At 67.0% G+C, this 25,417-nt stretch carries 25 protein-coding genes; 11 read left to right on the forward strand and 14 right to left on the reverse strand.

Annotated elements, in window-relative coordinates; all coding sequences use genetic code 11:
- Positions 1 to 3: 3 nt before the first annotated feature.
- From PSQ40_RS13975 to PSQ40_RS14005, 7 genes are all read right to left on the reverse strand, one after another.
- Complete coding sequence (locus PSQ40_RS13975; protein ID WP_273952157.1) at positions 4 to 213, reverse strand: DUF2970 domain-containing protein; 210 nt, start codon at positions 211 to 213, stop codon at positions 4 to 6.
- A complete protein-coding gene (locus PSQ40_RS13980; protein ID WP_273952159.1) occupies positions 210 to 830 on the reverse strand; it encodes a cytochrome c oxidase assembly protein in 621 nt (206 codons plus the stop codon). The genes PSQ40_RS13975 and PSQ40_RS13980 overlap by 4 nt, the downstream gene beginning before the upstream one ends.
- A 25-nt stretch (positions 831 to 855) precedes the next feature.
- Positions 856 to 969, reverse strand: a complete 114-nt coding sequence (locus PSQ40_RS13985) for a cytochrome oxidase small assembly protein (protein ID WP_273952160.1) — start codon at positions 967 to 969, stop codon at positions 856 to 858.
- A gap of 18 nt (positions 970 to 987) precedes the next feature.
- On the reverse strand, positions 988 to 2,610 hold the full coding sequence (gene ctaD, locus PSQ40_RS13990) for a cytochrome c oxidase subunit I (protein WP_273952162.1): 1,623 nt from the start codon (positions 2,608 to 2,610) through the stop codon (positions 988 to 990).
- A gap of 39 nt (positions 2,611 to 2,649) precedes the next feature.
- On the reverse strand, positions 2,650 to 3,819 hold the full coding sequence (coxB, locus tag PSQ40_RS13995) for a cytochrome c oxidase subunit II (RefSeq protein ID WP_273952164.1): 1,170 nt from the start codon (positions 3,817 to 3,819) through the stop codon (positions 2,650 to 2,652).
- Between the two features lie 67 nt (positions 3,820 to 3,886).
- A complete protein-coding gene (locus PSQ40_RS14000) occupies positions 3,887 to 4,363 on the reverse strand; it encodes a DUF2244 domain-containing protein (RefSeq protein ID WP_273952165.1) in 477 nt (158 codons plus the stop codon).
- A gap of 93 nt (positions 4,364 to 4,456) precedes the next feature.
- Positions 4,457 to 5,371, reverse strand: coding sequence for a methyltransferase domain-containing protein (locus tag PSQ40_RS14005; protein ID WP_273952167.1), 915 nt, complete (start codon positions 5,369 to 5,371; stop codon positions 4,457 to 4,459).
- 39 nt (positions 5,372 to 5,410) lie between these two features.
- On the opposite strand from PSQ40_RS14005, the gene PSQ40_RS14010 reads away from it, so the two are divergent.
- Positions 5,411 to 6,127 (forward strand): ComF family protein, encoded by a 717-nt coding sequence (locus PSQ40_RS14010; protein ID WP_273952169.1) that lies wholly within the window; start codon positions 5,411 to 5,413, stop codon positions 6,125 to 6,127.
- A 27-nt stretch (positions 6,128 to 6,154) separates the two neighbouring features.
- A complete protein-coding gene (trmL, locus tag PSQ40_RS14015; RefSeq protein WP_273952170.1) occupies positions 6,155 to 6,631 on the forward strand; it encodes a tRNA (uridine(34)/cytosine(34)/5-carboxymethylaminomethyluridine(34)-2'-O)-methyltransferase TrmL in 477 nt (158 codons plus the stop codon).
- Positions 6,632 to 6,760: 129 nt separating this feature from the next.
- Here trmL and PSQ40_RS14020 read toward each other — a convergent pair whose 3' ends face one another.
- On the reverse strand, positions 6,761 to 7,219 hold the full coding sequence (locus PSQ40_RS14020) for a MaoC family dehydratase (RefSeq protein ID WP_273952172.1): 459 nt from the start codon (positions 7,217 to 7,219) through the stop codon (positions 6,761 to 6,763).
- Between the two features lie 80 nt (positions 7,220 to 7,299).
- Positions 7,300 to 7,917 (reverse strand): AAA family ATPase, encoded by a 618-nt coding sequence (locus PSQ40_RS14025; RefSeq protein ID WP_273952173.1) that lies wholly within the window; start codon positions 7,915 to 7,917, stop codon positions 7,300 to 7,302.
- A 160-nt stretch (positions 7,918 to 8,077) separates the two neighbouring features.
- On the opposite strand from PSQ40_RS14025, the gene PSQ40_RS14030 reads away from it, so the two are divergent.
- Both PSQ40_RS14030 and PSQ40_RS14035 read left to right on the forward strand, forming a co-directional pair.
- Positions 8,078 to 9,034 (forward strand): bifunctional helix-turn-helix transcriptional regulator/GNAT family N-acetyltransferase, encoded by a 957-nt coding sequence (locus tag PSQ40_RS14030; RefSeq protein ID WP_273952175.1) that lies wholly within the window; start codon positions 8,078 to 8,080, stop codon positions 9,032 to 9,034.
- Between the two features lie 49 nt (positions 9,035 to 9,083).
- Positions 9,084 to 9,722 (forward strand): trimeric intracellular cation channel family protein, encoded by a 639-nt coding sequence (locus PSQ40_RS14035; protein ID WP_273952176.1) that lies wholly within the window; start codon positions 9,084 to 9,086, stop codon positions 9,720 to 9,722.
- 47 nt (positions 9,723 to 9,769) lie between these two features.
- Here the strand turns inward: PSQ40_RS14035 and pcaF are convergent, their stop codons facing one another.
- The 3 genes from pcaF to PSQ40_RS14050 form a co-directional block, all read right to left on the reverse strand.
- On the reverse strand, positions 9,770 to 10,972 hold the full coding sequence (pcaF, locus tag PSQ40_RS14040) for a 3-oxoadipyl-CoA thiolase (RefSeq protein ID WP_273952178.1): 1,203 nt from the start codon (positions 10,970 to 10,972) through the stop codon (positions 9,770 to 9,772).
- 80 nt (positions 10,973 to 11,052) lie between these two features.
- A complete protein-coding gene (locus PSQ40_RS14045) occupies positions 11,053 to 11,697 on the reverse strand; it encodes a 3-oxoacid CoA-transferase subunit B (RefSeq protein ID WP_273952180.1) in 645 nt (214 codons plus the stop codon).
- Positions 11,698 to 11,749: 52 nt separating this feature from the next.
- Positions 11,750 to 12,451: a 3-oxoacid CoA-transferase subunit A gene (locus PSQ40_RS14050; RefSeq protein WP_273952182.1), complete on the reverse strand. Its 702-nt coding sequence runs from the start codon at positions 12,449 to 12,451 to the stop codon at positions 11,750 to 11,752.
- Positions 12,452 to 12,621: 170 nt separating this feature from the next.
- Between PSQ40_RS14050 and PSQ40_RS14055 the strand changes: the two genes are divergently transcribed.
- Together PSQ40_RS14055 and PSQ40_RS14060 are read left to right on the forward strand one after the other, a co-directional pair.
- Positions 12,622 to 13,446 (forward strand): IclR family transcriptional regulator, encoded by an 825-nt coding sequence (locus PSQ40_RS14055; RefSeq protein ID WP_273952184.1) that lies wholly within the window; start codon positions 12,622 to 12,624, stop codon positions 13,444 to 13,446.
- A 72-nt stretch (positions 13,447 to 13,518) separates the two neighbouring features.
- Positions 13,519 to 13,953, forward strand: a complete 435-nt coding sequence (locus PSQ40_RS14060; RefSeq protein WP_273952186.1) for a DUF1841 family protein — start codon at positions 13,519 to 13,521, stop codon at positions 13,951 to 13,953.
- A gap of 196 nt (positions 13,954 to 14,149) precedes the next feature.
- On the opposite strand, the gene PSQ40_RS14065 is transcribed toward PSQ40_RS14060, so the two are convergent.
- A complete protein-coding gene (locus PSQ40_RS14065; RefSeq protein ID WP_273952187.1) occupies positions 14,150 to 14,815 on the reverse strand; it encodes a c-type cytochrome in 666 nt (221 codons plus the stop codon).
- A 111-nt stretch (positions 14,816 to 14,926) separates the two neighbouring features.
- Here PSQ40_RS14065 and PSQ40_RS14070 point away from each other — a divergent pair, with 111 nt between their 5' ends.
- Genes PSQ40_RS14070 through PSQ40_RS14090 form a run of 5 tightly spaced genes read left to right on the forward strand, consistent with a single transcriptional unit; the run spans position 14,927 to position 23,748 of the window.
- Complete coding sequence (locus PSQ40_RS14070) at positions 14,927 to 15,769, forward strand: AAA family ATPase (protein ID WP_273952188.1); 843 nt, start codon at positions 14,927 to 14,929, stop codon at positions 15,767 to 15,769.
- 31 nt (positions 15,770 to 15,800) lie between these two features.
- Positions 15,801 to 16,418 (forward strand): GNAT family N-acetyltransferase, encoded by a 618-nt coding sequence (locus PSQ40_RS14075; RefSeq protein ID WP_273952189.1) that lies wholly within the window; start codon positions 15,801 to 15,803, stop codon positions 16,416 to 16,418.
- A 14-nt stretch (positions 16,419 to 16,432) separates the two neighbouring features.
- Complete coding sequence (locus PSQ40_RS14080; RefSeq protein WP_273952190.1) at positions 16,433 to 17,623, forward strand: vWA domain-containing protein; 1,191 nt, start codon at positions 16,433 to 16,435, stop codon at positions 17,621 to 17,623.
- Between the two features lie 4 nt (positions 17,624 to 17,627).
- The gene (locus PSQ40_RS14085) at positions 17,628 to 19,565 is read left to right on the forward strand and encodes an autotransporter assembly complex protein TamA (RefSeq protein ID WP_273952191.1); all 1,938 of its coding nucleotides are present in this window, start codon (positions 17,628 to 17,630) and stop codon (positions 19,563 to 19,565) included.
- 22 nt (positions 19,566 to 19,587) lie between these two features.
- On the forward strand, positions 19,588 to 23,748 hold the full coding sequence (locus tag PSQ40_RS14090) for a translocation/assembly module TamB domain-containing protein (RefSeq protein WP_273952193.1): 4,161 nt from the start codon (positions 19,588 to 19,590) through the stop codon (positions 23,746 to 23,748).
- Here the strand turns inward: PSQ40_RS14090 and PSQ40_RS14095 are convergent.
- On the reverse strand, positions 23,739 to 25,259 hold the full coding sequence (locus PSQ40_RS14095; RefSeq protein ID WP_273952195.1) for a methyl-accepting chemotaxis protein: 1,521 nt from the start codon (positions 25,257 to 25,259) through the stop codon (positions 23,739 to 23,741). The genes PSQ40_RS14090 and PSQ40_RS14095 overlap by 10 nt on opposite strands.
- Positions 25,260 to 25,417: the final 158 nt, after the last annotated feature.

Here is a 25,417-nt window from a genome sequence, read left to right on the forward strand (position 1 = left end):
GGCTCAACGGACCACCCAGTTCACCAAGGCCACCAGGGCCAAGACGAACAGCATCGCGCCGGCCAGGCCAACCGCAATGATGTGAAAAATGTTCAGCTTGGCCGTGTCTTCCTGGTAGTCGCTGTTCTTGCGAATGCCAATGAAGGACCAGGCCACCGCCTTGACGGTGCGCAGCAAGGACCCCTTGCGGGCGGGCGACTGCTGTTGACTCATGACCCCACCTTGTCAGCCTGCCAGGGCGCTTGCGCCGTGCCACCTGCCGGCGCTGCCGGGGTTTTGCCCCCCACCTCAAAGAAGGTGTAGGACAGCGTGATGGTGGTCACGTCCTTGGACAATTTGGGGTCGACCACGAAAGCCACCGGCCATTCTTTCTTCTCACCCGGCTCGAGCGTGTACTGGTTGAAGCAGAAGCACTCGAGCTTGTTGAAATGGGCCGCCGCCTGACGCGGCGCGTAGCTGGGAATGGCCTGGGCCGACATGCGGCGGTTCTGTACGTTTTGAAACTCGTACATCACCGTGGTGAGCTCACCGGGGTGCACCTGCACCGAACGCTGCGCGGGCTTGAACTCCCAGGGACCACGCGCGTTGGCGTCGAACTCTACCGTGATGGTGCGGCTGCGATCCACCTGGGTGTTGTCGGGTACCCGCACGTTTTTGCCCGCCGCACCCACGCCTGGCACCTCGCGCTCGGCGAGCGCCAGGATGTTGATGCCCGTGAACTCGCAGATCGCTTGGTACATGGGCACCAAGGCGTACCCGAAGGCAAACATACCGGCCGCGATGACGACCAGTTTGCGCACCATGCGGGTGTTTTCTTGGCGACGGGACATGGGGTTCAGGGCGGCGAAGCTCGGCTCAGGGCTTTGACAGCAAGATCATCTTGGCCATGAACCCGACAAAGAAGACCGCAGCGATCGACGCCAGGATCAGGGCCAGCCGAAGGTTGTTTTTCTTTTGCTCGGGACTCATGGTCAGACCTGATGGGTATCAACCGATCACGCGGGTCGCCGTGGCGTCCAGCTTGGGCGGGTTCTCGAAGGTGTGGAAAGGGGCCGGCGAGGGAACTTCCCACTCCAGACCTTCAGCGGCTTCCCACGGCTTTTGCGGCGCCTTTTCACCCTTGCCCATCATGGTCGGCAAAACGATGAACAGGAAGAAATACACCTGCGCCAGACCGAAGGCGAAAGCACCGACCGTGGCCACTGCGTTGAAGTCAGCAAACTGCATCGGGTAGTCGGCGTAGCGGCGGGGCATGCCGGCCAGACCCAAGAAGTGCATCGGGAAGAAGGTCACGTTGAACGCGATCAGCGACCACCAGAAGTGGATCTTGCCGCGGGTCTCGCTGTACATCACACCGGTCCACTTGGGGGCCCAGTAGTAGTAGCCAGCGAACAGCGCGTACAGCGAACCCGCCACCAGCACGTAGTGGAAGTGGGCCACCACGTAGTAGGTGTCTTGCAGTTGGATGTCGATCGGGGCCATGGCCAGGATCAGGCCGGTGAAGCCGCCCATCGTGAACACGAAGATGAAACCCACCGCGAACAGCATGGGGGTCTCGAAGGTCATCGAACCCTGCCACATGGTGGCAATCCAGTTGAAGATCTTCACAGCCGTGGGCACTGCGATCAGCATGGTCGCGTACATGAAGAACAACTGGCCCGTGACCGGCATGCCGGTGGTGAACATGTGGTGAGCCCACACGATGAAGGACAGGATGGCGATCGACGAGGTGGCGTACACCATCGAGGCGTAGCCGAACAGCTTCTTGCGGGCGAAGGCCGGCACGATCTGGCTGATGATGCCGAAGGCCGGCAAGATCATGATGTACACCTCGGGGTGACCGAAGAACCAGAAGATGTGCTGGTACATCACTGGGTCACCGCCACCGGCGGGGTTGAAGAAGCTGGTGCCGAAGTGGCGGTCGGTCAGCGTCATGGTGATCGCACCGGCCAGCACAGGCATCACGGCGATCAGCAGGTAGGCGGTGATCAGCCAGGTCCAGGCGAACATCGGCATCTTCATCAGCGTCATGCCAGGAGCGCGCATGTTGAGGATGGTCACGATGATGTTGATCGAACCCATGATCGACGACGCACCCAGGATGTGCATGGCAAAGATGCCAGCGTCCATCGAGGGGCCCATTTGCAGGGTCAGCGGCGCGTACAGGGTCCAGCCAGCAGCGGGCGCACCACCGGGCATGAAGAACGAACCCGCCAGCATGATGGCCGCGGGGATCATCAGCCAGAAGCTGAAGTTGTTCATGCGGGCGAAGGCCATGTCCGAAGCGCCGATTTGCAGCGGCAGCATCCAGTTAGCGAAGCCCACGAAGGCCGGCATGATGGCGCCGAACACCATGATCAGGCCGTGCATGGTGGTGAGCTGGTTGAACAGCTCGGGGTTCATCAGCTGCAGACCGGGCTGGAACAGCTCGGCCCGGATGCCCAGTGCGAGCACCCCGCCGATCATCAGCATGGTGAAGCTGAACAGCAGGTAGAGGGTGCCGATGTCTTTGTGGTTGGTCGCAAAGACCCAACGGCGCCAGCCCGTGGGGGCATGACCGTGGGCATGATCGTCGTGCGCATGATCGTGGTGGTCGAGAACTGCACTCATGGTGTTTCCTTGTCTGAATCTGGGAAGGGCGACGTCAGATTACTTGCCGCGCAGCGCCAAGACTTGGGCCGGCTGAACCACTTGGCCCGTCTTGTTGGACCAATTGTTCTTGGTGTAGGTCACCACAGCAGCGATGTCGGTGTCCGACAGCTGCTTCCAGGCCGGCATGGCGCCGTTGTTCAGACCGTTGAGCAGCACGTTGACCTGGCGGGCATGGTCGGCGTCCAGAACCAGCGACGAGCCGTCCAGAGCCTTGATCGGACCCGCGCCCTTGCCGTTGGCTTGGTGGCAGGCAGCGCAGTTGGCGGCATAAACCTTCTCGCCGCGCTTGCTGAGGTCGTCCAGTGCCCAGACCTTGCTTGGGTCATCGGCCTTGGCGGCGGCCTTCTTCTTCTCGGCAGCCACCCAGGCGGAATAGTCTTCGGCCGACAGCACCTTCACGTGGATGGGCATGTAGGCGTGTTCCTTGCCGCAGAGTTCGGCGCACTGACCATAGAAATCACCGGTCTTTTCAGCCCGGAACCAGGTGTCGCGCACGAAGCCAGGGATGGCGTCTTGCTTGATACCGAAGGCCGGCACCATGAAGGCGTGGATCACGTCGTTGGCGGTGGTGATCACGCGCACCTTCTTGTTGACCGGCACCACCAGCGGGTTGTCGACCTTGAGCAGGTAGTTGTCCGGCACGTCGCCCTTGGCGCCGTTGTCGGACATCGCACGGTGCGAAGCGTCGAGGGTGGAGATGAACGCCAGGCCTTCGCCCTCGCCCTTGATGTAGTCGTAACCCCACTTCCACTGGTAACCCGTGGCTTTGACCGTGAGGTCGGCGTTGGTGGTGTCTTTTTGCGCCACCAGCACCTTGGTGGCCGGCAGGGCCATCAGGATCACAATGATGAAGGGGGCCACGGTCCAGAGGATTTCGACCGTCACCGACTCATGGAAGGTCGCCGGCTTGTAGCCCAGCGACTTGCGGTGCTTGAGGATCGAATAGAACATGACGCTGAACACGGCCACGAAGATCACCGTGCAGATGATCAGCATCATCCAGTGCAGGAAGTGCTGTTCTTCAGCAATCCGGGTGGCTGGCGGGGCCAGGTTGAGCTGACGCACCGCAGGACCGCCGGGCAAGTCACTGACGGCATGCGCCGCCGAGCCCAGCAAAGCACCAGCGGTCAGCAGCAGCGAAGCCAACTTGTTGGAAATGCTCTTCATCGTGTTCACTTCTTCATTGCCTCAATTTAACAAACCTCACACCGCAGCCAGGCTGCCGTGTCAGACATCACATGGCTCGCAATGCCCCTCGAATTTCATTGGCCAGGGCGGGACGCAATTCGGGGCGCACAAAGCGCCCCACTTCAAACGTCCGCCCTTGACCCGACAACTCGATCAAGGACTGATGACCCACTTTGGGCTCAACCCGCACCCATTCCCGTCGAAACTCAACCCGCTGCAGCTGTCCGGCTTGCTCCAGTTCGACCAGCAGACGACTGCCGCGCAGGCTGATGCGCTCACCGTCGGCAGCGTGCCGCGCGTACATGAGGAACGCTACACCAATCGCGAGCAATTCGAGGCCCGTGAAAACCATCACAAGCCGCGCGCCGAGATGCCAGCACAGACCGGCCACGGCGAGGGAAACCAGACAAATCGAACCGTAAAACCAGGCCAGTTGAGCCGGTGTCACAGAGCAATTGCGTCGCAGCTGCCAGTCGATGCCTTGACCAGAAACCTGAGCGAATCGAAGAACCGGATTTGACATGCGTCAAGCTCCCGGAAAACAGAAGCTCGGGAATATGCCCGAATGAAAACCGAGGCCGATTTTAACCGAGTCAGTGCTTCGGTTTGACAATTCTCAAACAGGCGGCAAATTCTTTTTGCCGTGGCGCAACACTGCTTTCATTTCCTGCAACGAGACCGCGCTTTGAGGGCCCAATGGGATGCGCGGAACCGGCTTGAAAGCATGGCCGTAAATGATCTCGAAAGTCAGGCTCAGACTGCCCGGCGAGGGGCGGGTCAGGGCCTCGTGGGAGCGCAGGGATTGCAGCAAGGCCGCGTGCCAACCCCGGCCCCGGCAGGCCTGAAAGCGCGCGGGGTGCAAGTTGCGCCCCAGTTCGCGCAGCTCCTGCAGCAGACGCTCGGGGCTTTCAAAAGTGAGCACGACGCGCTCCATGTCCATGACGGGCTCGGCAAAGCCGGCCTCGACCAGCATGTCGCCCCAGTCGTGCATGTCGGTGAACACATGGCCCGGCACGGGCCAACCGGCGTCCGCATAGACCGCCCGCAGCTCTTGCAAGGTGTCCGGTCCGAGACAGGAAAACATCAGAAATCCGTCGACCGCCAGGGCCCGGTGCCACTGCCCGATCAAGCCCTGGGGCTGATCGGTCGCATGCAAGGCCATGTTGGACCACACCATCTGCACGCTGCCGTCCTCGGGCAACCCGACCGTGGTGGCCCGCCCACCCCAACGCGCGGGCTGCCACCAGGCCGGCTCGTGGCGGCGGCGCGCCTCGGCAGCGCGGGCAGCGACCGGTTCATGGACATGGGCTCGGGCCTTGGGGTAGCGCTCGCGCAGGCGCTCATGGGCCTCCAGCCCCCCCCAGGTGGGCGACCAGTCCAGCCAGGCCTCAGGCTGCAGCTTGATCCACTGCAGCCGCTCGGCCATGCGCCGCGCCACCTCCTCGTGCAACCAGGGCGAATGGTCCAGGGGCAGGCGCTCCAGGCGCTGCACGGCTGGGGGATCGATGGTCGGGGGGGCTGGGTGGTTCATGGCGGGTCGGTTCAATGCGGTGGCGAGTATATTGAGTCCATGCTGACGCGGCTTTTCAGCACCTGGATGACCCGCCTGCCGAGTCAGTGCGCGATCTGCCACGCCTGGCCCGCTCAACGGGTGTGCGAAACCTGCGTTCTGCGCTTTGCCCAACCGCGCCACCGCTGTCGCCGCTGCGCCCTGCCCTGCCCCACCGAAGTCTCCCTGTGCGGCGCCTGCGTGACCCACCCACCGCCGCTGGACAGCTGCCATGCGGCCGTGGACTACGGCTACCCCTGGGTGCGCTGCATCGCCGAATTCAAGTTCCAGCAGCAGGTCGGCTGGGCCCAGGCCCTGGCCCCCCTGATGTTGCACAACCCCGACCTGTTCGATTGCCTGCAACGCAGTGACTGGCTGCTGCCCATGCCGCTGGCCCCCGCGCGCTTGCAGGAGCGCGGCTACAACCAGGCCCTGGTCCTGGCCCACCAACTGCGGAGGCCCCGGGTCTGCGCCGACGGCTTGCTGCGCCTGCGCAACACCCCCAGCCAGCGGGGCCTGAGCCGCACCGAGCGCCAGCGCAACCTGCGCGACGCGCTGCTGGCCAACCCGGCCCACCGGGCCCAGCTTCAAGGCGCGTGCCTGGTGCTGATCGACGACGTGATGACCACCGGCGCCTCGCTGGAGGCCGCCGCCACCGCCCTGCGCGCAGCGGGCGCGCGTGAGGTCCACGCCTGCGTGCTGGCCCGCACCCCGCCCGAAGCCCCCCTGGCGCGCTGACCCCGCCTGAGCGCCGACAATAGCGGCATGTTTCACATTGTTCTTGTCCAACCCGAGATCCCGCCCAACACCGGCAACGTGATCCGGCTCGCCGCCAACACGGGCTGCACCCTGCACCTGATCGAGCCGCTGGGCTTCTCGATGGAAGACCGCTACATGCGCCGCGCCGGGCTGGACTACCACGAGTACGCCGAGGTCAAAAAGCACGCCGACTGGGACGCCTTTTTGAGCAGCACGCAGGCCCCGGCCGAGCGCCTGTTTGCCATGACCACGCACGGCTCCACGCCAGCCTTCGAGCTGCAATTCCAGCCTGGTGACTACTTTGTGTTTGGCTCCGAAACACGGGGCCTGGCACCCGAACTGCGCGAGCGCTTCCCCTTGAGCCAGCGCCTGCGCCTGCCGATGCGGGCAGGTCAGCGCAGCCTGAACCTGTCGAACGCCGTCGCGGTGACGGTGTTCGAGGCTTGGCGGCAAAACGGCTTCGACGGCGCGCTGAAGGCCTGATCGCAACGGATCACACCGCCCCCCCCTGGCCCGCAGGTGCCGGCGTCCGCCAGGCGGCCCACCACGAGGCCAGCAGCAGCGCGATCGCCGATGTCAACGCCACGCCACGCCACAAGCGTGGCCTGAAAATCAGGGGTACTGGCGGGCCAGCGACTCAGCCACGCACACGGGTTTGCTGCTGCCCTCGCGCTCGATCGTGACCTCCCAGGCGAACTGGTAGCCCTGGTTGTCGATCGGGCTGGCCTCCAGCAGGCGCAGGTGGGCTCGCAGGCGACTGCCCACCGGCACCGGGGCCGGGAAACGCACCTTGTTGAGGCCGTAGTTGACCCCCATGCGGGCGTTCAGCACCTCGAGCGTGGCGCCAAAGAACTGCGGGATCAGCGATAGGGTCAGGAAACCGTGGGCAATCGGCGCGCCGAACGGGCCGCTGCGCGCGCGCTCCACGTCGATGTGGATCCACTGGTGGTCCCCGGTGGCGACGGCGAACTGGTTCACCTGCTCCTGGGTGATCGTGAGCCAGTCGCTGATGGCGACCTCCTGGCCCACGCAGGCGGCCAGGTCAGCAAGGGTTTCGAAGGTTTTTTTCATGCACAAACTTTAGCGGTGGGGGCCCGGCCGCGTTGTCGGGCAGGCGACATGCAGGGCCGCCACGCGGCGCAGGCTCAGACTCAGGCGTCCAGCCAGGCCAGCACCGGCTGCCACTGCTGCAGGTCCTTTTCAACCCGCCCAGGCGCCACATCGAACACCGTCAAGCCCTGGGCCGCCAGGTGCACGTAGTTCTGGGTGTTGCGCAGGTCGGTCAGGTAAGGCAGGCCCAGGCTGTCGACGAACTCGCGCAGGCGATCGGCGGCGATGGTGCGCTCATCGACCCGCATGCCCACGATCGCGATGTCCACGCCCTGGGCCCGCTTCATGCCGGCCAGTTGGTCCAAGAAAGCGCGGGTCGCGTAAAGATCAAACACGCTGGGCTGCAAGGGCACGATGACCTTGTCGGCCTGCTTCAGCACGTCCTTGAGGTCGCCGCCCGACAGGCCTGCGGGCGTGTCCAACACCGCGTGATCCACGCCTTTGGGGGGACGCCCCAGGGCCCCCGGGGTCACAGGCCAGGGCTGAATGGCCGCGGCCTGCGGTGGGCGCAAGCCCAGCCAAAGCTGCGCCGACTGCTGCGGGTCCAGATCCCCCAGCGCCACCGCCTGCCCCCGCACCGCCAGACCGCCGGCCAATTGGGTACTCAAGGTGGACTTGCCCACACCGCCTTTGGGATTGGCGACCACAAACACCGACATGTGCGGCTCCTTCAAGCTGTTGCTAAGGCTTGAATGGTAGCCACAGCGCGCGCCGCGCCAAGGGCCTCAGCCCCCAGCACCGCACCAGCCGTGATGGCGATGGCGCCCTCCATCCATTGATTTACTTGACTCAGTCAAATAAAACGGCAACCATGGCGCCATGAACGCGTCCCACGCCCCCACCCCAAGCGCCGACGACAGCGCCTGCATCGAGGCGGTGCGCCGCTTCAGTCGCTTCTACACCCACCAGCTGGGCCTGCTCAACGAAGGCCTGCTGTCCACCGGGCTGACCTTGACCGAGGCGCGGCTGCTGTACGAGCTGGCGCACAGCCAGGACCTCACCGCCAGCACGCTGATGCGCGAACTGGCCCTCGACGCGGGCTACCTCAGCCGGCTGCTCAAGCGGTTCGAGGCCCAGGGCTGGCTGCAGCGCCAGCCCGACCCCAGCGACGCGCGTCAGAGCCGACTGCAGCTCAGCGAGGCGGGCCATGCCGCGTTCGCGCCGCTCAACCAGGGTTCGCGCCAGCAGGTGGCGCAGTGGCTGGCGCCGCTGCTGCCGGCGCAAAAACAAGCGCTGCAACAGGCCATGCAGACCGTGCAGCAGCTGCTGTCGCCATCCCGCGCGGGCGGGGCCGCCGAGCGCCCCACCCTGCGTGGCCTGTTGCCGGGCGACCTGGGCTGGGTGGTGCACCGGCAGGCCCTGCTGTATGCGCGCGAGTACGGCTGGGACGCCAGCTTCGAAGCCCTGGTGGCCCAGATCGTGGCCCAGTACCAAGCGCAGTTCGATCCAAGCGGCGAAAACGCCTGGATCGCGGAATGGCAGGGGCGGCCGGTGGGCTCGGTGTTCGTGGTGCGCGAGTCAGCCACAGTCGCCAAACTGCGCCTGCTGTACGTCGAGGCCGACGCCCGCGGCCTGGGCCTGGGGCGGCAGCTGGTGCAGCGCTGCATCGACTTCGCGCGCGAGCGCGGCTACCAGACCCTGACGCTGTGGACCAACGACGTGCTAACCCACGCGCGCCACATCTACCAGAGCAGCGGCTTCGAACTGGTCAGCAGCGAGGCCCACCATTCCTTCGGCCACGACCTGGTGGGAGAACACTGGTCGCTGACACTGTGAGCGCCTGCACGGCAGCGTGCGCCCCCAACCATCGGCACAATGGGGCGCCATGGAGACCCTCACCGCCTGGGCGCCGCTGCTGCGCCACCTGATTGAACTGGCCGCCATGCTGGCTTTCGCCCTGTCGGGGGTGCTGGAGGGCGCGCGCAAACGGCTCGACCCCGTGGGCGTCTGTGTGGTGGCGTTCTTGGCCGCCTTCGGGGGCGGTACGCTGCGCGACCTGCTGCTGGACCAACGCCCGTTTTTCTGGATCCGCCACAGCGAATACGTCTGGGGCATCCTGGGTTTGAGCATCTGCGCGCTGCTGTTTTTGCGCCAGCGTCACTTCGAGCCCACCGAACGCGCCATCCAGATGCCCGACGCGATAGGCCTGGGCCTGTTCACCGCGGTCGGCGTGGACACCGCACAGGCCCTGGGCATGCCCAACCTGATCGCGGTGCTGATGGGGGTGATCACCGGCGTCTTTGGCGGCGTGCTGCGCGACATCGTCTGCAACGAGATACCCAAAGCCTTCAACGACCACCGCCCCTACGCGGTGTGCGCGTTTGCAGGCGGCTGGCTGTACCTGGGGCTGCGCCTGACCCAGGCCGACGAGACCACCGCACTGGTGGCCTGCGTGCTGCTGACCGCCGGCTTGCGCGGCCTGGCAGTCTGGCGCGACTGGACCCTGCCGGGCTGGCGGCACTGAGCGGCGGGCCACCAAGCCCGCCCCCACCGCGGGCCCGCGCGGGCCGCTTACACGCGCTCGATGATCAGGGCGATGCCCTGGCCCACGCCGATGCACATGGTGCACAGCGCGTAACGACCACCGCTGCGGTGCAGCTGGTTGACCGCGGTGGTGACCAGGCGCGCACCGCTGGCGCCCAGCGGGTGCCCCAGTGCGATCGCGCCGCCGTTCGGGTTGACACGGGCGTCGTCATCGGCCAAGCCCAGTTGGCGCAACACGGCCAGGCCCTGTGCGGCAAAGGCTTCGTTGAGTTCGATCACGTCCATCTGGGCCAGGCTCAGCCCGGTCAAGGCCAGCACTTTCTGGGTCGCCGGGGCCGGACCGATGCCCATGATGCGTGGCGCCACCCCCGCAGTGGCCATGCCCACCACGCGGGCACGCGGGGTCAGGCCGTGCTGAGCCGCGGAGCGCTCGTCGGCCAACAGCAGTGCACAGGCACCGTCGTTGACGCCGCTGGCGTTGCCCGCGGTCACCGTGCCGTCAGGGCGCACCACCCCTTTGAGCTTGGCCAAGGCCTCCAGCGAGGTGGCGCGGGGGTGCTCGTCCTGGCTCACGATGACCGGGTCGCCCTTCTTTTGCGGCACCGAGACCGGCGTGATTTCGGCGTCAAAGACGCCGGCCTGCTGCGCGGCCACCGCCTTCAATTGGCTGGCCAGCGCCATGCGGTCCTGCGCTTCGCGCTCGATGCCGAAGTCGGTGGCCACGTTCTCGGCGGTTTCGGGCATGGCGTCCACACCGTATTGCGCCTTCATCAACTTGTTGACGAAACGCCAGCCGATGGTGGTGTCATAGACCGCATTGGCCCGGCTGAAGGCGCTTTCGGCCTTGGGCATCACGAAGGGCGCGCGGCTCATGCTTTCCACGCCACCGGCAATCATCAGTCCGGCTTCGCCAGCGCGGATGGCGCGGGCCGCGGTGCCCACCGCGTCCAGGCCCGAACCGCAGAGCCGGTTCACGGTGGCGCCGGGCACATCGATCGGCAGGCCTGCCAGCAGGCTGGCCATGCGGGCCACGTTGCGGTTGTCTTCACCGGCCTGGTTGGCGCAGCCATAGATCACGTCGCTGACGGCGGCCCAATCGACCTGGGGGTTGCGGGCCATCAAGGCCTTGAGCGGGATGGCGCCCAGGTCGTCGGTGCGGATGCTCGACAGCGCGCCGCCGTAGCGGCCAAAAGGCGTGCGAATGGCATCGCAGATGAAGGCTTGGGTCATGGTGGTTCCTTGTCTCTCTTGGGTGGATTGAATATTGGGCCAGCGGGCTCGACCCGCGCGAGCCCGCAAAGCCGTCGGGTTCAGTGGGCCAGTGGCAGGCCGATCATGGCTTGCAACTCGGCCGCGCTGAGGCCGGGCACTGTGTCGATCAGGCGCAGGCCCTCGGGACTGCATTCCAGGGTCGCGAGATCGGTGTAGATGCGCTTCACACAGGCCAGGCCGGTCAGCGGGTAGGTGCAAGTCTGCACCACCTTGCTGACGCCTTGCTTGGTCAGCAGGTCCATCATCACCCAGGTCTGGCGCGCACCAGTGGCCAAGTCCATGGCACCGCCCACGGCGGGGATGGAGCCAGGCTCGCCCGTGCTCCAGTTGGCCAGATCGCCGGTGGCCGAGACCTGGAAAGCGCCCAGCACGCAGATGTCGATGTGACCGCCGCGCATCATCGCGAAGCTGTCCGCGTGGTGAAAAAAGGCGCCACCGGGCTGCAGGGTCACCGGCTGCTTGCCGGCGTTGATCAGGTCGTAGTCCTCGTGGCCCGGGGCCGGGGCGGGGCCCATGCCGAGGATGCCGTTTTCGCTTTGCAGGATCACCTCGCGGTCGGCAGGGATGTGGTTGGCCACCAGGGTCGGCATGCCAATGCCCAGGTTCACGATGGCGCCATCGTGGATGTCCTGCGCCACGCGGCGCGCCAGTTCGTCTTTACTGCGGCGGGTGTAGTCGGTCATGGGGAAAGCTTTCTGTTGCGCAATGGGGGGATCGAAGTCAACGCGGTGGCGTTCAAGCGGCCACCTTGAAGCCACCGCCCTGGGTGGCCTGGCGCTCAATGCGCACCACGCGGTCCACAAACAGGCCCGGGGTCACGATGGCCTCCGGGTCCATCTGCCCCAGCTCCGCCACCTCATAGACCGAGGCCACCGTGAAGCGCGCGGCCGTGGCCATCACCGGCCCGAAATTGCGCGCCGATTGGCGGTAGGTCAGGTTGCCCCAGCGATCGCCTCGCTCGGCCTTGATCAGGGCCACATCGCCATGAATCGGGTACTCCAGCACCTGGTGGCGGCCATTGATTTCACGGGTCTCCTTGCCCTTAGCCATCTCGGTGCCATACCCTGTCGGGGTGAAGAACGCGCCAATCCCGGCCCCCGCGGCCCGCAGACGCTCGGCCAGCGTGCCCTGGGGCACCAGTTCGAGCTCAATCTGGCCGCTGCGGTACAGGCCGTCGAAGATCTGGCTGTCGGCTTGGCGCGGGAAACTGCAGATGATCTTGCGCACCCGACCGGTCTTGAGCAGGGCCGCCAGCCCCGTCTCGCCGTTGCCGGCGTTGTTGTTGACGACTGTGAGATCGCGGGCCCCCTGCTCGATCAGACCATCGATGAGTTCGTTCGGAATGCCCGCGGTCCCAAAGCCGCCGATCAGCACTGTGCTGCCGTCTGCGACCTCCGACAGGGCTTCAGCCACAGTGGGCACCAACTTATTGATCATGATGAAAGGAGTCTCCAAAGAAGGTAAAGGCAAGACAGGGATGGAGGGCGTCACGCGCCGAGCCCCAGAGAATGGCCACCAGCAGGTCCGACAGACCTTGGCAAACCCCGTTATTTGTTCTAATATCGAACATTGGTTCGCATCGAGAATTTTAAAAGATTAAAGCGCCCATGGCAACGACCCCAGACACCGACGCCCTCCCCCCCGATGCGGACAACAGTCCGCCGCGCCCCAGCGACAGCTATGTGCAATCGTTTGCCCGGGGGCTGGAGGTCATCCGCAGCTTCAGCGCCGAGGCGCCCCAGCAGACCCTGACCGAGGTGGCGGCCCGCAGCGGCCTGACGCGGGCCGGGGCCCGGCGCATCCTGCTGACCTTGCAGACGCTGGGCTACGTCGAAACCGACGGCCGCCAGTTCCGCTTGAGCCCACGCATCCTGGACCTGGGCTTTGCCTACCTGTCCTCGATGCCGATCTGGAACCTGGCCGAGCCCGTGATGGAGGGCCTGGTGGACCGGGTCAAAGAATCGTGTTCGGCGGCCGTGCTCGAAGGCAGCGACATCGTTTATGTGCTGCGGGTGCCGACCCACAAGATCATGCGCATCACCCTCGGCGTGGGCACGCGCCTGCCGGCCTACTGCACCTCGATGGGCCGCATCCTGTTGGGCGGCCTGCCCGACGAGGAGATCGTTCGCCGCCTCCAGGCCAGCGCGCGGGACGCGCGCACCCGCCACACGGTGACCGAGATCGACGAGTTGCTGACCAAGGTCCGACAGGCCCGTGACCAGGGCTGGTGCCTGGTGGACCAGGAGCTCGAAGAAGGCCTGATCTCGATGGCCGCGCCCATCGTCAACCGCAGCGGGCGGGTGATCGCCGCGCTCAACATCAGTGGGCAGGCCAACCGCACCAGCGCCTTCGACATGCAGGACCGCATGCTGCCTCACCTGCTGCAGTCGGCCCAGACCATCTCACGCATGGTCAGCCAGCCGCGCGGCTGAGGCCGCTTCGGCCATCTGACGCTTGCCCGGGCGCCAGCCTGGGGATGCGGGGTGGTGATACCCTTCCACCCCATGTTCAGCCCCTCTCAGGACGACGTCCGTCGCTTTTTCTGCTCGGCCTACGCCAAAAGCCAGGCCAACCTCCCGATGGAGGCCATCGAAACCCTGGCCAGCCAATGGATTGCCGAGCACCCCGAATACCACGCCGACCTGGCCGATGCCGACGCGGCCGTGGCCCGCGTCTACGATGGCAAAAGCCAGCAGGCCAACCCGTTTCTGCACCTGTCGATGCACCTGTCCATCAGCGAGCAATGCAGCATCGACCAGCCGCGCGGCATCCGCCAGGCGGTGGAGCTGCTGACCGCCCGCCGCGACTCGCTGCACGACGCGCACCACGAGGTCATGGAATGCCTGGGCCGCATGCTGTGGGAAAGCCAGCGCAGTGGTCGCCCGCCAGACGGGCACGCCTACATCGACGCCGTGCAGCGCGCCGCCACGCGCGACTGAGCCGCGCACGCGCGTCACCGCGTCTGCGCATCAAGGCATCAAGGCTTCCGGGCGTCAGACCGGTGCCGTGGGCGCCTCCGCGCAAGGCCAGGCCCGCCCGCGTGACCAGCCTCAGCACGCGCCCGACCCTGGGGCAGACCCCTATGAAAAAAGCCGCTCAAAGAGCGGCTTTTTCACAACACCTGGGGGCTGAAGTTCAGCGGAACTTGGCCTGGGGCACCGTTTTCAGGTCGCCGTCGAGGCTGCTGATGTAACCCGCGAGGGCTTTCAGTTCGGCATTGCTGAATTGCTTGGCAACGCCCCCCATCACGCCATTGCTGCGGCCGATTTGCGGGTTGTTGTCGATTTTGTAGGCCTTCAGCGACACGTACAGGTAATCGCTGTATTGGCCTGCCAGCTTCGGATAGGACGGGTCGATCGGCTTGGCAAAGTTGTCGCCGTGGCAGGACACGCAGGCGCCCTTCTTGAGCAGCTCGCCGACCTTGGCGCTGGGTTCGCGGACCGGCTTGTCAGCAACCGCGGCGCCCTCACCCTGGCCCAGCTTGGCATAGTAGGCCGAGACGTCGTTGATGTCCTGCTCGCTCAGCGAATCGGCAATGCCGCGCATGGTGGGGTGCTTGCGCTCGCCCTTCTTGTACGCGGTCAGTGCGGCTGCGATGTATTTCTCACCCTGGCCCGCGATGCGCGGCACCTTGTAGACCTCGGGGAAGGTTGCCTGGTAGCCCTGGATGCCGTGGCACCCAATGCACATGGCCACCTTCGCTTGGATGTCCGTCTTGACCTCGTCGGCGCGGACGGTCGTGGAGAAGGCCGTCACGGAAGCGACAGCAAGGGCAAATACCGTGGTCAACATCTTGTTCATTTTGCGAGCACAATCAAATGGATGATTGAGTACCGAGGGGATTGAGAAAAATCAACGATTGATTATATCGAGCCCCGCTCCCGCAACACATCTGATAAGCCAACACTGCCCATGAAATTCCAAGGCTCCCAAAATTACGTCGCCACGCAAGATCTGATGCTCGCCGTGAACGCGGCCATGACCTTGAAGCGCCCCTTGCTCGTCAAGGGCGAACCCGGCACTGGCAAGACCATGCTGGCCGAAGAAGTGTCCCAGGCCCTGGGCATGCCGCTGTTGCAATGGCACATCAAATCGACCACCAAGGCCCAACAAGGCCTGTATGAATATGACGCGGTGAGTCGTCTGCGCGACTCGCAACTCGGTGATGAGCGGGTCAAGGACATCAACAACTACATCGTCAAAGGGGTGTTGTGGCAGGCCTTCACGGCCGAGCAGCCGGTGGCCCTGCTGATCGACGAAATCGACAAGGCCGACATCGAATTCCCGAACGACTTGCTGCGCGAAATCGACCGCATGGAGTTCTACTGCTACGAAACGCGCGAGATGATCCGCGCCAAGAACCGCCCGCTGGTGTTCATCACCTCGAACAACGAAAAAGAACTGCCCGACGCTTTCCTGCGCCGCTGCTTCTTCCACTACATCAAGTTCCCCGACGCGGACACGATGAAGAAGATCGTTGACGTGCACTTCCCGACCCTCAAGGCCGACCTGTTGACCGCGGCCATGAAGACCTTCTACGACGTGCGCAACCTGCCCGGCCTCAAGAAGAAGCCCAGCACCTCCGAGCTGCTCGACTGGCTCAAGCTGCTGGTGGCCGAGGACATCCCGCTCGAAGCCCTGCAAAGCGCCGACAGCAAGGTCAGCGTGCCGCCGCTGGTGGGCGCCCTGCTGAAGAACGAACAGGACGTGACCTTGTTCGAGAAACTCGTGTTCATGAACCAGCGCAACCGCTGAACCCCAAGCGACCACGCACTGGAGAGCACACATGGCTTTTGTGGAACCCGTGACCCTGCGCCTCAATGGCGTGGCCTTGGTCCCGCTGGGTTTGGAACATGAGGCGGGCCTGGCCGCCGCCGCCGCCGACGGCGAACTCTGGAACCTGCGCATCACCTCGGTGCCCGAACCCGAGCAGACCCGAGCCTACATCGAGACCGCACTGCAGATGCGGGAGGCGGGGAACCGCTTCGCCTTTGCCGTGCTCGACGAAGCCAGCGGGCGCGTGCTGGGCACCTCCAGCTACCACGACATCGTGCCCGCCATCCAGCGGGTTGAAATTGGCTACACCTGGTACGCCAAGAGCGTGCAGCGCAGCCACGTCAACAGCAGCTGCAAGCTGATGCTGATGAGCCACGCCTTCGACACCCTGGGCTGCGCCCTGGTGGGCTGGCGCACCGACAACTTCAACTTCGCCTCGCAGCGTGCCATCGAGCGCCTGGGTGCGCACAAGGATGGCGTGCTGCGTCACCACGCGCTGCGCCGCGACGGCACCGTGCGTGACACGGTCATGTACAGCCTGCGCGCAGGCGAATGGCCCGAAGCCAAGGCCCAGTTGCTGTACCGGCTGGCACAGCACCCCAAGCCCCAGCCGGCCACGGCCCAGTAGACGCGGGAGCCCCCATGCTGATCGACTTTTTCTACACCCTGCGCAGTGCCAAGCTGCCGGTCTCGGTCAAGGAATACCTGACCTTGCTCGAAGCGCTGCAGGCCGACGTGGTCGGCCCCAACTCGGACAACGCCTGGAAGATCGACGACTTCTACTACCTGTCGCGCACCGCGCTGGTCAAGGACGAGAAGCACTACGACAAGTTCGACCGCGCCTTCGCGGCCTACTTCAAGGGCGTCGAGATGCTGGCCGACTTCACCAAGGACGTGCCGCTCGAGTGGCTGCGCAAGAACCTCGAGCTGGAGCTCAGCCCCGAAGAAAAAGCCAAGATCGACAAGATGGGGTGGGACGAGCTCATGGAAACGCTCAAGAAGCGTTTTGAAGAGCAGAAGGAACGCCACGAGGGCGGCAGCAAGTGGATTGGCACCGGCGGCACCAGCCCCTTCGGCGCCAATGGCTACAACCCGCAAGGCATCCGCATCGGGCAAGAGAAGGGCCGAAACAAAAGCGCCGTCAAGGTGTGGGACCAGCGCGCCTACAAGGACTACGACGACACCCAGGAGCTGGGGACGCGCAACATCAAGGTGGCGCTGCGCCGCCTGCGCAAGTTTGCGCGCGAGGGCTCGGCCGAAGAACTGGACTTGCCCGACACCATCCGATCGACCGCCGCCAACGCCGGTTGGCTGGACATCAAGATGGTGCCCGAGCGCCACAACAACGTGAAAGTGCTGCTGCTCATGGACGTGGGCGGCACCATGGACGAGCACATCGCGCGCGTCGAAGAAATGTTCTCTGCCGCCAAGGCCGAGTTCAAGCACCTCGAGTTCTACTACTTCCACAACTGCGTCTACGACTACATGTGGAAGAACAACAAGCGACGTTTCTCGGAGAAGTTCGCCACCTGGGACATCATCCGCAAGTACAACAAGGACTACAAGTTGATCTTCATCGGGGACGCCACCATGAGCCCCTACGAGATCCTGCAGCCCGGCGGCAGCGTCGAGTACAACAACGAAGAGCCGGGCGCCGAATGGCTGCAGCGCCTGACCAACGCCTTCCCCAAATTTGCCTGGATCAACCCCGAGCCGCAAGGCGTGTGGCAATACCGCCAAAGCATCGCGGTGATCCAGCAGCTGGTCAACCAGCGCATGTTCCCCCTCACTTTGAAAGGCCTCGAAGACGCCATGCGCATGCTGTCAAAATAGACGCATGTTTGGATTCGGGCGAGGCAAGCCGGCGCACACGCCGGCTTTTTTATGGCTGGTGTGGCTGCTGCTGTTCACCCTGGGCAGCGCCTGGGCGGCCGACCCGCGCCCTAGCAGCCCGCCGGCGGCGTTTGACCTGCAGGTCGACGCCCCTGAGACCCTGCGCGAACACCTGCTGCGCCACCTCGACCTGCAGCAGTACCGCGGGCTGCAAGACCTGGACCGCGAGGAACTCGACCGCCTGCTGGGCAGCGCCCACGACAACGCGCTCGAGCTGCTGGCCACCCAGGGCTACTTTGGCGCCCAGGTCGGGTTGCGCGTCGAGGACCACGGCGCGCCGTCCGCCCCCGGCGATACCGACCAACCCACAGAAACGACCGCTGGCCGCACCGATCCGGCCACCGTGCCCCCCGGCAGCAGCCCCGCGCCGCCGGCCGCCGCACGCCCACGCTGGACGATCCACCTCACCGTGCAGGCGGGTGAGCCGGTGCGCATCAGCCGGGTCACCCTGCGGCTGCAGGGCGAGATCGAGGCCACCAACGCCCTGACCGCACAGCAAAAAGACCTGGACGATAGCTGGGGGCTGCGCCCCGGCAGCATCTTCACGCAGGCCGCCTGGGACCAGGCCAAGACGGAGGCGCTGCGCCGGCTCAGCGCCAACCGCTTTCCCACAAGCCGGCTGCTGCACAGCGAGGCCGCCATCGACACCGACCGCCACGAGGCCGTGCTGAGCCTGACGCTGGACTCGGGCCCGGACTACCGCTTTGGCACCTTGGTGGTCGAGGGCACCCGGCTGCACGACGCCGAGCTGGTGCGGCGCCTGGCCCAGATCCCGCCGGGCACCGTGTACACCCAGACCCGGCTGCTGGAAGCCCAGCAACGCGTGGCCGACAGCGGCTACTTCGACTCGGTGTTCATGTCACTGGACACCCAGGGCGACCCCCAAAACGCCACCGTGCGGGTGCAGGTGCGCGAGGCCAAACTGCACAAATGGGTGCTGGGCCTGGGCGCCAGCACCGACAGCGGGGCCCGACTGTCGAGCGAATACACCCACCGCAAGCTGCCCTGGCTGGGCTGGCGGGCCATCAACAAGCTGTCGCTGGACCGCGAGACCAAATCACTGGGCACCGAACTCACCGGCCAACCCGACACCGACAACTGGCGCAACGTGACCTCGGCGCAATTGCAGCGCCAGCTCGGCGGCAGCGCACCGGTCAACAGCCTGTCGCTGAAGGCGGGCCGCACCAAGACCGAAGAGCGCTACGACCGCAACGTTTACCTGCAATACGACCACGCCATCACCCAGAGCGTGCCGCGCGAGAACGCCTCCAGCGTGTCAGCCAACTACGCCTGGACCCGGCGCAATTTCAACAGCCTGCCCTTCCCGACCCAGGGCTTTGGCCTCGCGGTGGAGCTGGGCGCGGGCGTGACCCTGGGGGCCCAGCGCGACCCGTACTTGCGCAGCCGGGCGCGGATCCTGGGCTTCGTGCCGGTGGGCGCCAGCCCCAACCGCAGCCTGGCCAGCACCCCCCGACTGGCCTGGCGCGCCGAAGGCGGCGCCATCGCCGCCCGCAGCCAGGTCGTGCTGCCCAGCACCCAGCGCTTCTTGACCGGGGGCGACACCACGGTGCGCGGCTATGGCTACCGCGAGATCGGTGTCGAACAAGCCGATGGCAGCCTCTCGGCGGGCCGCTACCTGGCCGTGGGCAGCCTCGAATGGCAGCAACCGCTGCGCAGCGAGGGCCGCACCACGGCCTGGGACGCCGCGGTGTTTGTCGATGCCGGCGCGGTGGCCAACCAGGCCAGCGAGCTCAAGGCCAAGGTGGGCGTGGGCGCCGGTGCGCGCTGGCGCAGCCCGGTGGGCCCGCTGGCCGTGGACTTGGCCTGGGGCGTCGCCACCCGCCGCCTGCGCCTGCACTTGAACCTGGGCTTCAGCTTCTGAACCCGCCCTGCCTGCTTTGACCATGTCCACGCCCCCGAGCCCCTCGCCCGCCACCCCACCCGCCCCGCGGGGCACGCGTCCGTCGCGCCGCGGCCTGTGGCTGGGGGCCGCCTTGCTGGGCCTGCCGCTGGCCCTGCTGGGGAGCCTGGGCCTGTGGGCCCACAGCGAAGGCTCATTGGCCACCGTCGCGCACTATGCGCCGCGCTGGTTGCCCCCCGGCCAGACCCTGAGCCTGCAGGGCGTGCGCGGCAGCCTGCTGCACGGTGGCGAGGTGGATGAACTGCACTGGACCCAAGCCGGCACCGCGGTGCAACTGAGCGGACTCAAAGTGGCCTGGGACTGGCGCCCCTTGCTCGAGCGGCACCTGGCGCTGAGCCAGCTGGAGGCGGCCCGGCTTGAAGTGCGCAACGAAGGCGAGGCCGCCCCGCCCAGCCCCCCCCTGACCAAATGGCGCCTGCCCCTGACCATCGACACGCCGCTGTCCCTCGGCGAGCTCAAGCTGCCCGGCGCTGCGGGCCTGCAGGTCGGCGGGTTCAACGGCCATTACCTCTACGACGGCCAGCGCCACCAGCTGCAATGGGGGGAGCTGAACCTGGCCGCGGGCCACTACAGCGGCGAGATCACCGTGCAAGCCGAGGCGCCGATGGCACTCAACGCGCGCCTCAGCGGCGAGGTACCCACCCGGCTGCCCGCCCCAGCCCCCGCCACGGTGCAAGCCCGCGCGCTGGTGCAAGGCACCTTGTCCGGACCCGAGGCCACCTTGCAAGTGGTGGCCGAGCTGCAGCCCGCGCGGGACCACGACGAGGCCCACCACCACCACGACGGTGACCACCAGGCCGGGCCCCGCGGCGCGAAGCCCCCCCAAGCGCCCCCGGCCACGCCAGCCCCGGCACCGCAGGCCACATCACCCAAGGCGCCCGCCACCCAGGCGCCAACGCGCCCCACCCCGGCGCCCCCCGAGATGAGCGCTCAGCTGAGCGCCCAGATCCGCCCCTGGGCGACCCAGCCGGTGCACCAGGCGCAAGTCCAATTGCGCGGCATTGACGCCAGCCTGCTGTGGCCCCAGGCCCCGGTGACGGCGCTCTCAGGCACGGTCGAGGTGAAGCCCCCGGCCGACGCGGCGGGGGCGCACGCCCCCGCGCGCTGGGGCGCCCAACTGCGGCTCAGCAACGCCGCGCCGGGCCCGTGGGACCAACAACGCTTGCCCATCACCGAGCTCAGCGGCACGGTGCGCCAGGCCGCAGCGGCGCAGGGCCCCGGCAGTGATTGGCTGGCCGAAGACGTGCAAGTGCAGGTGGGCGCAGGGCTGCTGCGGCTGAACGCGCGCTGGCCCGAAGCGGCCGCGGGCCACAGCCCGGCCTGGCAGTTGCAGGCCCAGTGGCAAGGCATGGACCCGGCGCGCTGGCTCAGCAGCCTGCCTGGCGCCGCCCTGCAGGGCCAACTGACGGGCGAGGGCCTGAGCGGCCCGGGCCGCACGCTGGGCGACCTGAGCTTCGAGACCGAGCTGCGGGCCCAGCCGGCCCCGGCCCGCGCCGGTGGGGCCAGCCCGGCCCAGGCCAAGGCCGCCCTGTGGAGCGCCTTGCAACTCAGGCAGGCCCGCGCCAGCGGCCGCTGGCAGGGCGGCACCTTGCAGCTCGACACACTGAACCTGGCGCTGGCCGAGGCCCAGCTCAGCGGGCAACTGCGCGCCCAGACCCGGCCTCTTGGGGGCAGCGCCGAGCTGCAATGGCAAGCCCCGGGCGTGCAAGGCCAGATCAAGGGCCAACTGGGCGCCGAGCAGGGTCAAGGCCAGGCCCTCCTCCAACTGCAGGACGCCGCCGCGCTGAACCGCTGGCTGCAGCGCCTGCCGGGCCTCGACGGGCTGCGCGACAGCCTGCCCGTGGCCGGGCAAGGCCAACTCAAAGCCGACTGGCAAGGCGGCTGGGCCAGCCTGCTGGCGGCCTGGCAGGGCGAGCGCCCACCGGCCCCGGCGCAGGCCCTGAACCTGAACCTGCAACTCGACCTGCCCCGGCTGGAATGGGCCGCCAACGGCCCCGCCGCCGGTCTGCGGCTGCAGCAATGGCAAGCCCGCCTGGCCGGCCCATTGCCTGGCGTCCCCGGCAGCCTGCCTTTGCAACTGAGCCTGCAAGGCACGGTCCACCAAGGAGGACAAAGCCTGCGCGCCCAGCTGCAAGCGCAGGCTGGCCAGGCCGCCCAGGCCGGGCCCCAAGCCAGTCGCTGGGCCGCGGTGCTGCAAACCTTGCGCCTGGAGAGCACCGCGCAGTGGCCCGGCGGCCCCTGGACGCTGACACTGCCCGAGCCGGCCCACCTGCAACTGCTGCGCCAGCCACAACAGCAACTGACCGAAGTCAGCGTGGCCCCGGGGCGGGCCCTGCTGCAGGGTCAGGTGTCCAGCGGCTCGGCCGAGTTGGCCTGGCAGACTTCACGCTGGTCGCAGCAGCGCCAGCAGACCCGTTGGGAGACCCAGGGCCAGTTGCGCCAGGTGCCCCAGGCCTGGCTGGACGCCTGGGTGGCGCTGCGCGGTGACGGCAGTGGCCTGGGCGTGGCCGGGGACCTGGTGCTCAATGCCGACTGGCAAGCCCGTCAGGACCAAGGCCTGCAGGCCAAAGTGCGGGTGGCCCGGCACAGTGGTGACCTGCTGCTGCAGGCGGAGGACCTGCCCGCCGGCACCCAGGCCACCGCGGCCCAGCGCAGCGCCGGGGTGCGCCAAGCCGAACTGACCTTGCAGCTCGATGGCGAGCAATTGGCCGCCCAGTTGCGCTGGGACAGCGAGCGCGCCGGGCAACTGCAGGCGCGCCTGAACACCCGGCTGCGCCAGGACGCCAGCGGTTGGCAACTGCCGCCGGACGCACCGCTGTCCGGTGAGCTCAAAGCCCAACTGCCCCAGATCGGCGTGTGGTCCATGCTGGCCCCGCCCGGCTGGCGCCTGCGCGGCCGCCTGGACGCCGAGGCCAGCCTGCAAGGCAGCCTGCAGACCCCCCGCTGGACTGGCGACATCCGGGCCAGCAACCTGGCCCTGCGCTCGGTGGTCGAAGGGGTGGAACTGCGCGACGGCCGCCTGCACGCCCGACTCACTGGCAACCAGATCGACATCCAGGAGTTCACGCTGCGCGGCGCCCCGGGCGGTGGCGGTGGCGACGGCGGCACCCTCAGCGCCACCGGCCAGGCCCGCTGGACCGGTGAGGCCCTGGAGCTGGACCTGCAGACCCGCACCGAGCGCCTGCGCGTGTCGGCCCGGGCCGATCGGCGCCTGGCCGTCACAGGCCAGTTGGGCATGCGCCTGCGCGAGGGGCAACTGAGCGTGCGTGGCGCGCTCAAGGCCGATCAGGCGCTGTTCATCCTGCCCGACGAGACCGCCCCCACGCTGGGCGCCGACGTCAAGGTCAGCTCGGCCGCGCGCCGCCGCAGCCCCGCCGCCACGCCGCCCCCCAGCCCCGCGGCCAAGCCGGCGTCGGGCCCCGCCAAGGCCGGGCCCGACGTGCAGGTCAGCTTTGACCTGGGCGATGACTTCCGAATCCAGGGCCGTGGCCTGACCACCCGGCTGCGCGGCACCCTGACCCTGCGCCTGCCGCCCAGCGGCGGCGACCCGCAGGTCACGGGCGAGCTGCGCACCGATCAAGGCCGCTACAAGGCCTACGGGCAAGAGCTGACGATTGAAACCGGCGTGCTGCGCTTCAGCGGCCGCTACGACGACCCGGCGCTCGATGTGCTGGCGATCCGGCCCAACATCAGCATGCGGGTGGGCGTGAAGATCACGGGCAGCGCGCTGTCACCGCGCATCCGCTTGTTCTCCGAGCCCGAAATGGCCGACGCCGACAAGCTGGCCTGGCTGGTGCTGGGGCGGGCCGCGGCCAGCGGCGCGGCCGAGTCGGCGCTGCTGCAGCAGGCCGCGCTGGCCCTGCTGGGCGGTGGCCGAGGCCTGTCCGATGGCCTGGCCCAGTCGCTGGGCCTGGATGAGGTGTCGTTCAGCGGGGTGCGCAACACCGACACCGGCGTCACCAGCGCCGCCCTGACCCTGGGCAAGCGCCTGTCCAAGGACTTCTATGTGTCCTACGAGCGCAGCCTGGCCGGCACCATGGGCACCTTCTACATCTTCTATGACCTGACCCGGCGCCTCACGCTGCGCGCGCAGACGGGCGAAAAAAGCGCGGTGGACCTGATCTTCACGGTCAGCTACGACTGAGCGCTCAGGTGGAAACGGCTCACCGCACCGGCCAGTTGATGGGCCTCTTGCTGCAGTGAGTCAGCCGCCTGACCGGCTTCGTCGACCAGGTGGGCGTTGTCGCGGGTCATGGCATCGAGCTGAACCAGACCCTCGTTCACCCCAACGATGCCCTGGCTCTGTTCGGCGGTGATGCTGGAGATGTCGCTGATGGTCTGCGACACCCGGTGCACGCAGGCCACGATCTCGTCCATCGCGGTGCTGGCGTCCTTGACCTGCAAGGTGCCGGCTTCGACGCGCTCCACGTTGCTGGCGATCAAGGCCTTGATTTCGCGCGCCGCCGAGGCGCTGCGCTGGGCCAGGGTGCGCACCTCGCTGGCCACCACGGCGAAACCCCGCCCCTGCTCGCCCGCGCGGGCCGCTTCGACCGCCGCATTGAGCGCCAGGATGTTGGTCTGGAAGGCGATGCCGTCGATCACGCCGACGATGTCGGTGATGCGCCGGCTGGCCTCCGAAATGGTGTCCATGGTGGCCGTCACCTGCCCCACCACCTGGCCGCCACGACCTGCCGCCGCCGTGGCCTGGGTGGCCAGCTGGTGGGCGGTGGCCGCCGACGCCGCCGAGTGGCTCAGGCCGTCCTGCAGCTGGGCCATGGCGTCCGCCGTGCGTTGCAGGTGGGCGGCCGAATCCTCGGTGCGCCGTTGCAGGTCCTGGTTGCCGGTGGCAATGTGGCTGGACGCCGAGGCCACCAGCGTGCCCGACTGTTGAATGCTGTGCAGGGTGCGGCTCAGGGTGCTGCGCATGGTCTCCAGTGCGCGCACCAGCTCGCCCAGCTCATCGTTGCGCTGGCTGTGTGCGGGGCAGGTCAGGTCGCCCGAGGCAATCGCCTGCGCGGTGTTGAGGCACGCAGTGATGGCGGCGGCAATGCGGCCCCCCACCCTCAGGGCCAGGGCCACCCCCAGCGCCAGGGCCAGCGCCGCCAGGGCCAGGGCCAGCAGTTCGATGCGGTGGCGTTGCTGCTCAAATTGCTGCGCCTGTTCACGCGCGCCTTGCTCGACGCGGCTCAGGTGCAGGTCCATGGCCTTGAGCTGTTCATCGACCTTGGGCTTGAGCTCTTTGCTGACGCCCAGCACCGCCCGGGCCAGTTCGCCCGACTGCTTCATGGCCTGCAGCTTGGCAATCAGTTGGGTGATCTCCTGGCCTTGTTGCTGCACCTGGGCCATCGAAGCCTGTTCTTCCGGGCTGCGCTGGGCCTGGCCCAGGGCCTCCACCAGCTTGGCCAACTGGGCCGAGCTGGCTTGCACGCGTTGGTCCAGCACCCCTTGGGCCACCGGGTTGGTGTTCATGATCGCGGACAGCGCCGCGTCGTTGCTGACCCGCACCTCGGCTTGCCAGCGCGTGGTCAGCAGCAAGCGCTCGGTGACCTGCTGGCTGGCCACCCGGGCCTGTTCGTCGCTCCAGCCCACCGCCAACACGGCGGCGGCCCCCACCACGGTACAACCCGTGACCAAGCCCAAAATCAGCGCAAACAACTGGTTCTTCAATCGCCCCCGCCTTGTCGGCTGGCGTGTGTCTTCTTGGTGCACCTGCAATCTCCCGGCTCCAAAGGTCCTCAATAACCCTATTCAACCACAGGATGATTGCGTCTCCCCGCCCCCCCCAGGCTGGCCACGTGCCCCGCACCTGTTGA

The organism is Curvibacter cyanobacteriorum (genome assembly GCF_028649475.1).
Taxonomy (GTDB): domain Bacteria; phylum Pseudomonadota; class Gammaproteobacteria; order Burkholderiales; family Burkholderiaceae_C; genus Curvibacter; species Curvibacter cyanobacteriorum.

Bases quoted from the DNA above. Each gene is read 5' to 3' on its own strand.
- ctaD (WP_273952162.1), bottom strand. From the start codon at position 2,610: ATGAGTGCAGTTCTCGACCACCACGATCATGCGCACGACGATCATGCC.
- PSQ40_RS14085 (WP_273952191.1), top strand. From the start codon at position 17,628: ATGTTTGGATTCGGGCGAGGCAAGCCGGCGCACACGCCGGCTTTTTTA.
- PSQ40_RS14080 (WP_273952190.1), top strand. From the start codon at position 16,433: ATGCTGATCGACTTTTTCTACACCCTGCGCAGTGCCAAGCTGCCGGTC.
- PSQ40_RS14035 (WP_273952176.1), top strand. From the start codon at position 9,084: ATGGAGACCCTCACCGCCTGGGCGCCGCTGCTGCGCCACCTGATTGAA.
- PSQ40_RS14045 (WP_273952180.1), bottom strand. From the start codon at position 11,697: ATGACCGACTACACCCGCCGCAGTAAAGACGAACTGGCGCGCCGCGTG.
- PSQ40_RS14000 (WP_273952165.1), bottom strand. From the start codon at position 4,363: ATGTCAAATCCGGTTCTTCGATTCGCTCAGGTTTCTGGTCAAGGCATC.
- trmL (WP_273952170.1), top strand. From the start codon at position 6,155: ATGTTTCACATTGTTCTTGTCCAACCCGAGATCCCGCCCAACACCGGC.
- PSQ40_RS13985 (WP_273952160.1), bottom strand. From the start codon at position 969: ATGAGTCCCGAGCAAAAGAAAAACAACCTTCGGCTGGCCCTGATCCTG.
- PSQ40_RS13980 (WP_273952159.1), bottom strand. From the start codon at position 830: ATGTCCCGTCGCCAAGAAAACACCCGCATGGTGCGCAAACTGGTCGTC.
- coxB (WP_273952164.1), bottom strand. From the start codon at position 3,819: ATGAAGAGCATTTCCAACAAGTTGGCTTCGCTGCTGCTGACCGCTGGT.
- PSQ40_RS14055 (WP_273952184.1), top strand. From the start codon at position 12,622: ATGGCAACGACCCCAGACACCGACGCCCTCCCCCCCGATGCGGACAAC.
- PSQ40_RS13975 (WP_273952157.1), bottom strand. From the start codon at position 213: ATGAGTCAACAGCAGTCGCCCGCCCGCAAGGGGTCCTTGCTGCGCACC.
- PSQ40_RS14065 (WP_273952187.1), bottom strand. From the start codon at position 14,815: ATGAACAAGATGTTGACCACGGTATTTGCCCTTGCTGTCGCTTCCGTG.
- PSQ40_RS14075 (WP_273952189.1), top strand. From the start codon at position 15,801: ATGGCTTTTGTGGAACCCGTGACCCTGCGCCTCAATGGCGTGGCCTTG.
- PSQ40_RS14020 (WP_273952172.1), bottom strand. From the start codon at position 7,219: ATGAAAAAAACCTTCGAAACCCTTGCTGACCTGGCCGCCTGCGTGGGC.
- pcaF (WP_273952178.1), bottom strand. From the start codon at position 10,972: ATGACCCAAGCCTTCATCTGCGATGCCATTCGCACGCCTTTTGGCCGC.
- PSQ40_RS14025 (WP_273952173.1), bottom strand. From the start codon at position 7,917: ATGTCGGTGTTTGTGGTCGCCAATCCCAAAGGCGGTGTGGGCAAGTCC.
- PSQ40_RS14090 (WP_273952193.1), top strand. From the start codon at position 19,588: ATGTCCACGCCCCCGAGCCCCTCGCCCGCCACCCCACCCGCCCCGCGG.
- PSQ40_RS14070 (WP_273952188.1), top strand. From the start codon at position 14,927: ATGAAATTCCAAGGCTCCCAAAATTACGTCGCCACGCAAGATCTGATG.
- PSQ40_RS14060 (WP_273952186.1), top strand. From the start codon at position 13,519: ATGTTCAGCCCCTCTCAGGACGACGTCCGTCGCTTTTTCTGCTCGGCC.
- PSQ40_RS14050 (WP_273952182.1), bottom strand. From the start codon at position 12,451: ATGATCAATAAGTTGGTGCCCACTGTGGCTGAAGCCCTGTCGGAGGTC.
- PSQ40_RS14005 (WP_273952167.1), bottom strand. From the start codon at position 5,371: ATGAACCACCCAGCCCCCCCGACCATCGATCCCCCAGCCGTGCAGCGC.
- PSQ40_RS14010 (WP_273952169.1), top strand. From the start codon at position 5,411: ATGCTGACGCGGCTTTTCAGCACCTGGATGACCCGCCTGCCGAGTCAG.
- PSQ40_RS14030 (WP_273952175.1), top strand. From the start codon at position 8,078: ATGAACGCGTCCCACGCCCCCACCCCAAGCGCCGACGACAGCGCCTGC.